The sequence below is a fragment of the Cellulomonas wangsupingiae genome (assembly GCF_024508275.1).
Taxonomy (GTDB): domain Bacteria; phylum Actinomycetota; class Actinomycetes; order Actinomycetales; family Cellulomonadaceae; genus Cellulomonas; species Cellulomonas wangsupingiae.
Genome location: NZ_CP101989.1, coordinates 3,642,159 through 3,654,387, shown reverse-complemented (window position 1 = coordinate 3,654,387; position 12,229 = coordinate 3,642,159). Strand labels below are relative to the sequence as shown.

Genomic DNA, 12,229 nt, shown 5'->3' with positions numbered 1-12,229 from the left:
GCCGGCTGCGGGCCGCGGGTCGCGGCGGGACGTGGACGCGCTCACCGGTGGTCCAGGCGGCGGGCGAGGGCGTCGCCGACGACCTGCACGAGCGTGACCAGGACGACGATGACGACGATGGACGAGTAGAGGACGGGCGGGTCGAACCGCTGGTAGCCGTAGGTGATCGCGAGGAACCCCAGGCCTCCGGCGCCGATCGCGCCGACCATCGCCGAGAACCCGATGAGCGTGATCACGGTGACGGTGAACGCCGAGACGATGCTCGGCAGGGCCTCGCGGACCAGCACGGCGACGAGGATCTTGGGCGTCGTGGAGCCCATGACGCGCGCGGCCTCGACCTTGCCGGGCGCGACGTCACGCACCGCGGTCTCGACGAGACGGGCGAAGAACGGGATCGTGCCGATGCTCAGCGGCACGACCGCGGCCTGCCATCCCAGCGTCGTTCCGACGAGCGCGCGCGTCAGCGGGATGAGCGCGAGTGCCAGGATGATGAACGGCAGCGAGCGCAGCACGTTGACCACGACGCCCAGGACGCTCGCGACCGGCCGGTGCGCCAGCAGGCCGTCCGGTGCGAGCGAGCGCAGCAGCAGCCCGAGCGGCAGGCCGACGACGAGCGTGATGAGCGCGGACAGCGCCACCATCTGCAGCGTCTCGACGGTCGCCTCGGGCAGCTTCTCGAGGATCACGCGGTTCGTCGTGATCTGCGTCCACAGGTCGCCCATCAGGCCACCTCCTGCCCGGCCGGCGCCGCGAGCGGGTCGAGGCCCGCCGCACGCAGGCGGTCGACGACCTCGTCCGTGCGGGCGGCCGGGGCGTCGACGATCAGGCGGCCGACGCGCACGCCACCGAGCGGCTCGATCGTGGCGGACACGACCTCGACGTCGTCGCCGAGCCCGGCGACGGCCGCGAACGCCGCGCTGGTCGCGACGGCGTCCGTCGCGTAGACGGCCTCGACCAGGCGGCGGCGGCCCCCGGGCGGCAGGTCCGGCACGGGGACGAGCGCCCGGGACAGCGGCGAGCCCACCTGCGTGACGACCTGCGCGAGCGCCCCGGACTGCACGACCCGCCCGTGCTCGAGCAGCGTCACGGCGTCGCAGACCTCGCGCACCACGGCCGGCTCGTGCGTGATGACCACGACCGTGATGCCGAGGCGGTCGCGCAGGTCGCGCACCAGGCCGAGGATCTGGCGGGTGGTCCCGCCGTCGAGCGCGGACGTCGGCTCGTCGCAGAGCAGGACGGCCGGCTCGGTGGCCAGCGCGCGCGCGATCCCCACGCGCTGCTTCTGCCCGCCGGACAGCTGCGCGGGGTACGCCGACGCGCGGTCGCCCAGCCCGACGAGGTCGAGGAGCTCGGCGACGCGGGCCGCCCGCTGCGCACGGTCCACGCCGGCGACCTCGAGCGGGTACGCGACGTTCCCGGCCAGCGTCCGGGAGTCGAGCAGGTTCACGTGCTGGAAGACCATGCCGGTCCTGCGGCGGGCGGCGCGCAGCCGCTTCTCGGGCAGGTCGGAGATGGTGACGCCGTCCACGGTCACGGTGCCGGACGTCGGGCGCTCGAGGCCCGTCAGGCAGCGGATGAGCGTGGACTTGCCGGCGCCGGAGCGTCCGACGACGCCGTGGACGGTGCCGCGCTCGACGGTGAGGTCGACGCCGTCGAGCGCGACGACGTCGCCGTCGGGGGAGGGGTACACCTTGCGGAGACCTGACAGCTCGATCACGGGGGATCCTCGGTGGTCGCGCCGCGTGCGACGGCCCGGAGGGCGCGTCGGCGGCGGGGGTGGGGAGACCCGGGGCGCGCGGTGCGCGGCGGTGCGGGTCAGGGGTGCGCGCGGAGCGCGCGGGGGGCCGCGGTCAGCGACACATTCGGGCACGACACGGGCAGCCGGCGGCGGCGTGAGCCGTCCGCGACGCGAGCGTGTCGAGGTGTGCCATGCCTGTCATGGAAGCACGCGGTCCTGTCATGACCACCGGCGTCTCGTCACGTGAGACCACGGCGCGCGACGAGGTGGATCCGCGCCGGGTCAGTCGACGAGCGCCTCGCGCAGCGCGGCGACCTCGTCGGCCGTCAGCCGCAGCCCGTCGCGCAGGTACCCGTCGAACGACCCGAACGTCTCGACCATCGCCCCGAGCGCGGCGTCGAGGTACTCCTCGCGGACCTCGAGCAGCGGCACCAGCAGCCCGGGGTCGCCGCCGACGTCGGCGAACCGCTCCAGCAGCGGCGCGTACATGGCGCGCACCGCGGGGTTCACGGCGAGGTACTCGTCGCGCGCGCCGGCCTCGTCGACGCCCGCGGCCAGCAGGAGCACCGTCGTCGCCCAGCCCGTGCGGTCCTTGCCCGCGGTGCAGTGGTAGAGCACCGGGGTCGCGTCGGCGTCGAGGAAGCGGCGCAGCAGCGCGGCGTAGCCCGCGCGCCCGGCGTCGGCGACCACCAGGTCCGCGTACGTCCGGCGCATCTGGACCGCCGGCTCGAGCGCGGCGAGCACGGCCTGCGCCTCCTGCGGCCGGCGCAGGATCTCGGTGAGGTCCGCCGCCGGGGCCTGCGGCGTGAGCTCCAGGACGTCGGCGTGCAGTCCGCGCGCACCGGCGGGCAGCACGTCGGGCAGGGCGGTGCGCTCGGCCGCGGTCCGCAGGTCGACGACGGTCCGCACGCCCAGCCCGGCGATCACGGGGTCGTCGGCGATGGCGGGCGCCCGCAGCTCGGCGGACCGGTACGCGACCCCGCGGCGGACCGTGCGGCCGTCCGCGGTCGGGCGTCCGCCGACGTCGCGCAGGTTGGCCAGCGTCCGGGACGCGACGACGTGCGGGTCGGCCGTCGTCACGGCGCCGCGCGGGTCGGGCGCGGGCTCGCCCGTGGGCGTCGTCGGCGGGTGCGGGGGCAGCGTCACGTCGTCGTCCACCCCCCGACCCTCGCACACCGGACGTGCCGCGCGGGCGTCGTAGGGTGGGCGCCGTGCCCGAGGGTCATACCGTCCACCGCGTCGCCCGCCAGCTGACGCTGGACCTCGTGGGCCGGCCGCTGGCCGTCAGCTCGCCGCAGGGCCGGTTCGCCGCCGGGGCCGCACGCCTCGACGGGCGGACGATGACCCGCGCCACCGCCGTCGGCAAGCAGCTGTTCTGCACGTTCGACACCGCCGACGTCCTGCGCGTGCACCTCGGCCTGTACGGCGCGTGGGACCTGTACGGCGACGTCAGCCCGCTCGGCGACGGCGAGCGCGTGCGCGGCAGCCTCGGCGCGCCGCGCGTGCGCCCGGGGGCGCTCATGGACGCCCAGCCGTCGACGCGGCGCCTGCGGATGGGGGAGGACGAGTCGGAGCACGCGGCGGCCGACGACGCGTGGCCGCCGCCGCCGCTGGGCCAGGTGCGGGTGCGCCTGGACTCCGGGTCGGTCGTCGCGGACCTGCGCGGCCCGTCGGCGTGCGAGGTGCTGACGACCGAGGAGGCGGCGCTGGTGCGCGCGCGGCTCGGACCCGACCCGCAGGACGTCGACGACCTCGACGCCGCCGAGCAGGTCGTCGTCGACCGCGTGACGCGCCGCGACGTGCCCGTGGGGCAGCTGCTCATGGACCAGTCGGTCGTGGCGGGCATCGGCAACATCTACCGCGCGGAGCTGCTGTTCCGCGCCCGGCTGGACCCGTGGACGCGCGGGCGGCGGGTGCCGCCCGAGACCGTGCGCGCGATCTGGCAGGACTGGGCGCTGCTCCTCGCCGACGGCATCCGCGACGGCGTCATGCTCACGCGCGAGGACCTCGACGCGGCCGGCCGTGAGGCCGCGGCGCACGACCCGACGCTGCGCCACTGGGTCTACGGCCGCGGTGGGCTGCCGTGCCGGGTGTGCGGCACACCCGTCGTGGTGGAGGAGCTGGCGACGCGCAAGCTCTACCGCTGCCCCGCCTGCCAGCTCTGACCCGGGGCCGTCAGGGCAGGGCCGGGGTGCGCTCGCCGACCGGGAGCTCGGCCGCCAGGGTGTTGGCCCGGGTGGGCAGCGGGCAGGACCACGACGGGTCGTACGCGCAGGACGGGTTGTAGGCGAAGTTCAGGTCGACGACGAGCCGGCCGACGTGGTCGCACCCGAGGTCCGCACCCTTGACGGTGTCGAGCACGTACCGTCCGCCGCCGAACGTGCCGCGCCCGGCGAGGGCGTCGCGCACGGGCAGGAACAGCCCGCCGGCGTACCCGCGCAGCGACCACAGCGTCAGGCGGCCGAGGTCGCCCAGGTCGACCGTGCCGACGCGGTCGAACCCGACGACCCCGTCGGTCCCGGTCGTCACGTCCAGCCTCTGCGCCCCGGCGGGCTGCACCTCGACCTCGAACCGGTACGCGGGGTCGTAGGGCGCGACGTCGAGGCCCACGAAGTCGGCGCGGGCGTCGGCGCTCAGCGGTGACGCCGGGTGGAACGCGAACAGCTCGTCGCGCTGCTGGACCCACACGGCGTGGGCGCCCTCGGGGTCCTGTGGGGCGAGCGCACGGACCTGCGCGTAGGTCTCGGACGTGCGGCGTCGCCAGTCCGCGACGTCGAGCGCGGCGGCGAGCGGGGTGGCGGCGTGCACCGGTCCACCGTCCCAAGCCCGGCGTCGTCGCGCACGTCGAAGGACGCCCGGACGCTCAGGGGGAGCGGCGTCCGCGACGCAGGACGCGGACCTCGCGCAGCGCCACCGCGGCGGCGACCAGCCCCGGGACGAGGGCGAGCGGGCGGCCGCGCAGCGCCGCGACGAGGCAGACGAGCGCGAGGGCGCCGCAGCCGACGACCAGCAGCAACGACGACCACCGGACGGACTGCCGCCCCCGGGAGCGCTCCGACCACCGCACCCGGTGACCGTATCCCGTGGGGGGTGCGGGGTGCGCCCGCACCGGCGGGCGTCCGCCGGTGCGTGCGAGGCTGCGGCCATGGATCTGCGCATCTTCACCGAGCCCCAGCAGGGTGCCACGTACGACGACGTCCTCGCGGTCGCGCGCGCGACGGAGGACCTCGGCTTCGACGCCTTCTTCCGCTCCGACCACTACCTGACCATGGGGGGCGACGGCGTGCCCGGCCCCACGGACGCCTGGACGACGCTCGCCGGCCTGGCGCGCGAGACGAGTCGCATCCGGCTGGGGACGCTGGTGTCGTCCGCGACCTTCCGGCACCCGGGCGTGCTGGCGATCCAGGTGGCCCAGGTCGACCAGATGTCGGGCGGCCGGGTCGAGCTCGGCCTGGGCGCGGGGTGGTTCGCCGCCGAGCACGCGGCCTACGGCATCCCGTTCCCGGCCAAGCGGTTCGGCATCCTCACCGAGCAGCTCGAGGTCGTCACCGGCCTGTGGGGCACGCCCGTCGGCGAGACGTTCTCCCACGACGGCGAGCACTACACGCTGACGGACTCCCCGGCGCTGCCCAAGCCGGTGCAGCGCTCGCCGCTGGACCCGACGCGCGCGGGCGTACCGGTGATCGTCGGTGGCGGCGGGCCGACGAAGACCCCGCGCCTGGCCGCGCGGTTCGGCGCCGAGTACAACCAGTCGTTCCCGGAGATCGCCGCGGTGCCCGCGCGCATCGCGCACGTGCGGGCCGCGTGCGTCGAGGCGGGGCGCGACCCCGGCTCGCTCGTGCAGTCGGTGGCGCTCGTGCTGTGCGTGGGCCGTGACGAGGCGGAGCTCGCCCGGCGGGCGGCGGCGATCGGGCGCGAGGTCCCCGAGCTGCGCGAGCACGGCATCGCCGGCACCCCGGACGAGGCGGTCGAGCGCCTGCGGTGGCTCGCCGAGCAGGGCGTGCAGCGCGTCTACCTGCAGACCCTGGACCTCGCGGACCTGGAGCACCTGCAGCTCGTCGCGGAGCAGGTCGCGCCGCACGTGCCGTCCGTCTGAGATCGGTCCCCGGCCGCCGGGTACGTCCGCATCGTGGGACGTACCCGGCGCGCACCGAGTATTAACACTCCGGACATATCGGGACGTTCCACCTGGTGGGAGCGTCGCCGCAGCGGGGTGAACATGTTCAACCACCGGCCCGGACCCCACGCACGGTGCCCGGCCGTATGACGCCCCGTCAGAACGCCTCCTACCGTCGAGCACATCCACGGGGGCTGCACCACCCACTCCGTCCGGGCCCGCCCGGCCGGTCGGCCCCCGTGACCGGACGCCAACGAGGCCGTCGCGCACGTGACGTCGGCCCCGGTCCCCGGGGCGACGTCGCACCTGACGACGACGAACGTGGGGGCGACCGTGGCCACGACCTTCGACCGACTGATCCTCGAACCACGACGGACCGACGACTCCGCGCTGCGGCCGCACCGCACCGGCGCGCGGGAGAACGAGGCGGCGCAGAGCCCGTCGCTCATGCTGCTCGTCCTGCTGGCGGCGGCCGGCATCATCGTCTACGCGGCGTTCCTCCTGAACCCCGCCAACCGCGGCGACTGGCTGCCGTACACGCTCGTGATCGCGGCCGAGACGATCCTGGTGGTGCACGCGCTGCTGGCCATGTGGACCGTGCTGTCCTCGGGGTGGAACCCCCGCGGCTTCGCGTTCCACGACGCGCAGGAGCGGCTGTACGACCTCGCGCAGATCCTGCGGGACGGCACCGAGGGCCAGCCGTGGCGCTGGCAGATCCACCTCGACGACCGCCCGGTCGAGGTCGACGTCTTCATCACGACGTACGGCGAGGACCTCGGGACCATCCGCCGGACCGTCACCGCCGCCCTGCAGATGCAGGGCCGGCACGCGACGTGGGTGCTCGACGACGGGCGGTCGGACGACGTGCGCGACCTCGCCGCGGAGCTCGGTGCCCGCTACGTGCGCCGCCTGTCCAGCGGCGGCGCCAAGGCCGGGAACATCAACCACGCGCTGACCCTGGCCCGCGGCGAGTACTTCGTGGTGCTCGACGCGGACTTCGTGCCGCGCCCCGAGTTCCTCCACGAGACGGTGCCGTTCTTCGCCGGCCCGGACGTCGCGTTCGTCCAGACGCCCCAGACGTACGGCAACTACGACAACGTCATCAGCCGCGGCGCCGGCTACATGCAGGCGGTCTTCTACCGCTACGTGCAGCCCGGCCGGAACCGGTTCAACGCCGCGTTCTGCGTCGGCACCAACGTCATCTACCGCCGGGCCGCCGTCGACGCGATCGGCGGCATCTACACCGACTCGAAGTCCGAGGACGTCTGGACGTCCCTCATGCTGCACGAGCGCGGCTGGCGGACCGTCTACATCCCCACGGTGCTCGCCGTCGGGGACACCCCGGAGACCGTCGAGGCGTACACCAAGCAGCAGCTGCGCTGGGCGACCGGCGGGTTCGAGATCATGCTCACCCACAACCCGCTGTCGCCGAAGCGCAACCTGACGATGGACCAGCGCATCGCGTACTTCGTCACGGCGACCCACTACCTGACGGGCATCGCGCCCTTCCTGCTGCTGCTGGTGCCGCCGCTGGAGATCTACCTCGACCTGTCGCCGATGGACCTCAAGACGACGGCCACCACGTGGGCGCTGTACTACGCCGGGTTCTACGTCCTGCAGATCCTGCTCGCGTTCTACACGCTCGGGTCGTTCCGCTGGGAGGTGCTGCTCCTGTCGGCGGTGTCGTTCCCGATCTACCTGCGCGCGCTGGTCAACGCGATCACGCGCCGCGAGCAGGCGTGGCACGTCACCGGCCGCAAGGGCGCCTACCGCTCGCCCTTCGCCTTCATGCTGCCGCAGGTGCTGGTCTTCCAGTTCCTGCTCCTGACGACCGTCGTGGCGCTGTGGAAGACCCACACGTCGGGCATCTTCACGCTCGCGCTGGCGTGGAACGCGACGAACACGGTCATCCTCGGCGGCTTCATCGTCACCGCCTGGCGGGAGGGACGCCGGGCGCGTGCCGAGGCGCGCGCCGCGCGCCGGGCCGAGGTCGCCCGCGAGCGTGCCGCCGCCGAACCCACCCGCCCCGCCTACCGAGAGGTGACGTCATGACCTGGGCCAGCCGCGTCCGTCTGCTCGCGGGCACCGTCCTCGTGCTCGTCGTCGCCGCCCTGGCGACCTACCACCTCAACGAGACCCGTGGCCTGGCCACCTCCAGCTCCGCGCAGATCCTCGCCCGCACGTACGACGTCGGGACCCCGTACCCCGGCCTCGTCGCCGACCAGCTCGTCGACCTGGGCGACGACGTCGTCGAGGGCGACCCGCTCTTCGTCATCGACTCCGCCGGCCTCACCTACGAGCTCGCGAACGGCCTGACCACCGAGCCGCCGGAGTTCACACGGCTCGACGAGCAGAACCGGCTCGTCGTGCTCGCGAGCGGTGACGGGCGCGTCACGCGGATCACCGGCACGCGCGGCACGTTCGTGCCGTCCGCCTCCGCGCTCGCGACCGTGCAGCGCGCCGGCACCCTGTACGTGCAGGCCGAGTACACGCTGACGGCCAAGGAGTACGCGCGCCTGCCCGACGGCGCCGACGTGACCATCACCCTGCCCAACGAGACGACGCTGCCGGGCAAGGTCGACCGCGTCGAGGTCACGACCGTCGCCGGGCAGGCCCAGGCGGTCGTCCGCATCACCAGCGACCGCCTCGTCGACGGGACCGACAACGGGCTCGTGGCGGCGGGCACGCCCGTGGTCGCCCAGATCGCGCTCACCAACGACGGCGTCGTGACGACCCTCGCCGCCAAGGTCCGCGCCTACGTCGAGGGGGTGCTGCGATGACCGCGGCCCGCAACGTCCTGCCCCGCACCGGCCGCGCCCGCTGGGTGCTGACCCTCGGGGTGGTCGCCGCACTGGCGGCCGGCACGCTCCTCGTCCTGCGGCCGGGGGGCGGCGGTGGCGTCGCCCCGGCCGCGGGCGCCGGTGCCGGTGGTGCCCCTGCCGCGCCCGTGACCGGCCCGCCGGACGCGACCGTGCCGGACGTCGACACGGCGGCCCTCACCGCCGCGCTGACACAGGCGCCCGACGCGAAGATCGGCCCGGCGCGCCTGGCCGACGGCGTCGTCCCGCCGTCGAACCGCTGGTACTCCGGTCTCGTCTTCGGTCCCGAGCCGATGCCCGTCTTCCCGCTGCCGCTGTCGTTCGCGCTCGCGGACGGCGGGTTCACGATGGGGCTGCCGGACCCGGTGACCAGCGAGCGGGCGATCATCGGGCCGCACGTCCCCGCCGTGACCGTGGACGTTGGGGCCGCGTCCGCGCAGGTCGTGGCCGCCGACCCCGTGGCCGTGACCACGCGTCTGCTCGACGCGTCCGGTGCGGCCCTCGGGGACGTGACGGTCGCCGCCGGGTCGCCCTTCGTGTCCTTCACCGCCGCGTCCGACGTGGAGGTCGCCGCGGGGGAGGGCTTCGGTGCACTGACCGACGGCGCGGCGACCGCGGAGGTCGCCGGCACCACCTGGGGCCTGGCGGTGTCCGACGGCACCCTGGACGGCGGCACGCTGACGCTGCCGTCCGGCGCGACGGCGGGCTGGTACGCGCTGCCCGACGACGCGTCGGACGACGCGGCGCAGGTGCTGGCCGCGGCCGCGGTCGACCCCGTGGTCGGCGTCGACGTGGGCTACGGCGTCGGCGACGACGTGGCGCGCACGACCCTGACCTACCGCACGGCCGGGTCGACGCCCAGCGCCCACGTGCTCATGCGCCACCACACCACCGGCACCCAGCCGGACCGCGAGGGGTGCGGCCTGGGCACCTACCGCAGCGTGCACGGGACGCTCGAGCTGTGCGCCGGGTCCACGCTCACGTCGTACGCCCCGACGCTGCGCCCCACCGGGGCGCTCGACCTCGACGGCGTCAGCACCGAGCGCCGCGACGCGGTCCTCGACCAGCTGGCGAAGGACGTGGCCGGGACGCCGCCGTTCGCGTCCGACACCTACTTCGGCGGCAAGCACCTCTACCGCGCCGCGACGCTCGTCACGCTGGGCGAGCAGCTCGGTGCGGACGACGTGGTCGCGGACCTGCGCACGCGCACCGCCGACGCGCTGCGCGAGTGGGCGCAGCCGGAGGGCTGCGACGAGCGCGAGGCGCGCTGCTTCGTGTACGACGAGGCCGCGCGCTCCGTGATCGGGCGGATCCCGAACTTCGGGTCCGAGGAGCTGAACGACCACCACTTCCACTACGGCTACCTGCTGTCGGCCGCCGGTCTGCTGGGGGCCGACGACCCCACCCTCGTCGACGACGTGCGACCCGTGATGGACGCGCTCGCGGCGGACATCGCGGCGGCGCAGCCGTCCGACGCGCTCCCGCAGCTGCGCACGTTCGACCCGTACGCGGGGCACGCGTGGGCGTCGGGCACGTCGCCGTTCGCCGACGGCAACAACCAGGAGTCCGCGTCGGAGGCCGTCAACGCGTGGAACGGCATCGGCCTGTGGGCCGCGGCGTCCGGCCAGGACGACCTGCTGACGCAGGCCACGTGGCTCGCGTCGACGGAGGCGGCGTCCGCGCGCGACTACTGGACGGACCCCGACCTCGAGGACCCCGTCATGGACGGGTTCGAGCACCGGGTCGTCGCCCTGAACTGGGGCGGCAAGCGCGACTGGGCCACGTGGTTCAGCGCCGAGCCCAGCGCGATGCTCGGGATCCTGCTCATCCCCATGGGCCCGGTGTCGGACTACCTGGCGGTGGACGTGGACGCCGAGACGATCCTCGCGGCCGTCGACGAGGCGACGCCGGCGGGGCCGGATGTCATGTTCGGCGACTACCTGCTGATGTACCGGGCGCTCGCCGGGCCCGACGAGGCCGCGGCGGCGTGGCAGGACGCGATCGACCTGCCCGACACGTCGGTCGACGACGGCAGCTCACGCGCGTACCTCCTCGCCTGGCTCGCCGCGCACGGCGCCTGACGCCTCGTCGGCGGCCGGGTCGTCCCCGGCCGCCGACGGCGGCGCGGCCGGCCGCACGAGGTGACGCACGGCCATGACGAGCAGCACGATCACGGCGACGTTGCGCCCCACGAGGACGAGCGTCATCGGCAGCTCGGCGTTGACCATCTGCGCGTACCACCACGGGTAGATGGCCTGCGTCGCCGCCGCGACCGCCAGCAGCAGGACCGCCGTGCCGCGCCAGCGCGCCGCACCGAGGGCGATCCCGACGGCGACCGCCGGCGCCAGCCAGGAGATGAACTGCGGGCTGCCGACCTTGTTCGTGATGATCAGCAGGAGGGTCAGGACGAACGTGCCGCGCACCACGAAGTCGCTGCGCAGGGCGTCGTCGGACCAGAAGCGCTCCCCGGCGCGACGCCGGCACCACCACAGCAGGGCCGCCGCGGCCAGGACCGCGAGCGGCAGCAGCGCGCCGAGCGCGTCCGCGGTCGCCCGGGTGCCGGGCCCGTGGACCTCGTACGTGAAGATCTGCGTGTCGTACTCGCGCAGGATCGTCGGCGTCCACATCGCGGCGACGATCCAGGGCGTCGCGGCCACGGACTCGATCTGCAGGTCACGCGCCTCCTGCGTGAGGATGAACGACAGCAGGTGGCCCCCGCCGCCCAGCGCGACGACCGTCCCGACGACGATCGCGCACACCAGGACGGCCGGCTCCACGACGTCGCGCCACGGCCGGCGCGACGCCATCAGGAGCGGGATCACGGCGGCACCGGGGGCGATCTTGATCCACGCGCCCACCGTGACGAGCAGCGCCGACGTCCGCGGGTGCGTCAGGGCGACGAGCAGCGCCGCGATGGTGATCGGTGCGACCACGCCGTCGAGCCGCCCCATCGCGGCCGGGCCCAGGAGCAGCAGGAAGGCGAGCCACCACACGGCCGCGGCGTGACCGGCCCGGTGGCGCATGAGCAGCGCGACGGCCACGGCGTCCAGCAGCGTCACGAAGGCGCACCACCCCGCGACGTAGGCGGCGGTCGACGTCGTGCTGACGACCGCGGGCACGAGGATCGGCAGCAGCGCGCCGGCCGGGTACACCCACGGGCCGTCCAGCACGGGCCACTGACCGAAGTCCAGACCGGTCTGCACCCACCAGCGGTACAGGTCGACGTCGGTGTAGGCGGGCGCCTGCGGGCCGAGGGCGAGGTACGTCTGCCAGGCGTGCACGACCACGAACAGCAGCCAGACGCGGGCATCCCGCGCGGAACCCTGCAGGCGGGCGGCGGGTGCCGGCGCACCCGGGCTTGCGGTCACGGCGTTCTCCGGGTCGTCGGCGGGGCGCAGCGACGTCACGTTACGGGAGCACGTCCTCCCTCGGAAGAACCATAACCTTTCGCATCTTCGCGACATCAGGGCCCGCGCGCGGGCCGGGGGAGTGCGGACGGCGCCACACGGGGACTCTCGTCCCCACCCCGGGCGGGGCGCGGTCGCTACCCTCTCG

Annotated in this window: 11 protein-coding genes; 5 read left to right on the top strand and 6 right to left on the bottom strand. The window is 74.8% G+C overall.

Going from position 1 to position 12,229, the window contains the following annotated elements; genetic code table 11:
* Positions 1–41: 41 nt before the first annotated feature.
* The 3 genes from NP075_RS16840 to NP075_RS16830 form a co-directional block, all read right to left on the bottom strand.
* A complete protein-coding gene (locus NP075_RS16840) occupies positions 42–722 on the bottom strand; it encodes a methionine ABC transporter permease (RefSeq protein WP_227565806.1) in 681 nt (226 codons plus the stop codon).
* A complete protein-coding gene (locus NP075_RS16835; protein ID WP_227565804.1) occupies positions 722–1,717 on the bottom strand; it encodes a methionine ABC transporter ATP-binding protein in 996 nt (331 codons plus the stop codon). The genes NP075_RS16840 and NP075_RS16835 overlap by 1 nt, the downstream gene beginning before the upstream one ends.
* A gap of 303 nt (positions 1,718–2,020) precedes the next feature.
* On the bottom strand, positions 2,021–2,896 hold the full coding sequence (locus NP075_RS16830; RefSeq protein WP_227565802.1) for a tyrosine-protein phosphatase: 876 nt from the start codon (positions 2,894–2,896) through the stop codon (positions 2,021–2,023).
* Between the two features lie 53 nt (positions 2,897–2,949).
* Here NP075_RS16830 and NP075_RS16825 point away from each other — a divergent pair, with 53 nt between their 5' ends.
* Positions 2,950–3,903, top strand: a complete 954-nt coding sequence (locus NP075_RS16825; RefSeq protein ID WP_227565800.1) for an Fpg/Nei family DNA glycosylase — start codon at positions 2,950–2,952, stop codon at positions 3,901–3,903.
* Positions 3,904–3,913: 10 nt separating this feature from the next.
* Here the strand turns inward: NP075_RS16825 and NP075_RS16820 are convergent, their stop codons facing one another.
* Positions 3,914–4,546, bottom strand: a complete 633-nt coding sequence (locus NP075_RS16820) for a DUF1684 domain-containing protein (protein WP_227565798.1) — start codon at positions 4,544–4,546, stop codon at positions 3,914–3,916.
* A 55-nt stretch (positions 4,547–4,601) separates the two neighbouring features.
* Positions 4,602–4,805: a hypothetical protein gene (locus NP075_RS16815; protein ID WP_227565797.1), complete on the bottom strand. Its 204-nt coding sequence runs from the start codon at positions 4,803–4,805 to the stop codon at positions 4,602–4,604.
* Between the two features lie 78 nt (positions 4,806–4,883).
* Between NP075_RS16815 and NP075_RS16810 the strand changes: the two genes are divergently transcribed.
* From NP075_RS16810 to NP075_RS16795, 4 genes are all read left to right on the top strand, one after another.
* Entirely contained in the window at positions 4,884–5,834 is a 951-nt protein-coding gene (locus NP075_RS16810; RefSeq protein WP_227565795.1) for an LLM class F420-dependent oxidoreductase, read from the top strand.
* Positions 5,835–6,125: 291 nt separating this feature from the next.
* Positions 6,126–7,907, top strand: coding sequence for a glycosyltransferase family 2 protein (locus NP075_RS16805; RefSeq protein WP_227565793.1), 1,782 nt, complete (start codon positions 6,126–6,128; stop codon positions 7,905–7,907).
* Positions 7,904–8,635 carry an efflux RND transporter periplasmic adaptor subunit gene (locus NP075_RS16800; protein ID WP_227565791.1) on the top strand — a complete coding sequence of 244 codons (732 nt, stop codon included), beginning with the start codon at positions 7,904–7,906 and terminating at the stop codon, positions 8,633–8,635. Before NP075_RS16805 ends, NP075_RS16800 begins: the two co-directional genes overlap by 4 nt.
* Positions 8,632–10,755, top strand: coding sequence for a glycosyl hydrolase (locus NP075_RS16795; protein WP_227565789.1), 2,124 nt, complete (start codon positions 8,632–8,634; stop codon positions 10,753–10,755). Before NP075_RS16800 ends, NP075_RS16795 begins: the two co-directional genes overlap by 4 nt.
* On the opposite strand, the gene NP075_RS16790 is transcribed toward NP075_RS16795, so the two are convergent.
* Complete coding sequence (locus NP075_RS16790) at positions 10,711–12,042, bottom strand: hypothetical protein (RefSeq protein WP_227565787.1); 1,332 nt, start codon at positions 12,040–12,042, stop codon at positions 10,711–10,713. The genes NP075_RS16795 and NP075_RS16790 overlap by 45 nt on opposite strands.
* Positions 12,043–12,229 lie beyond the last annotated feature (187 nt).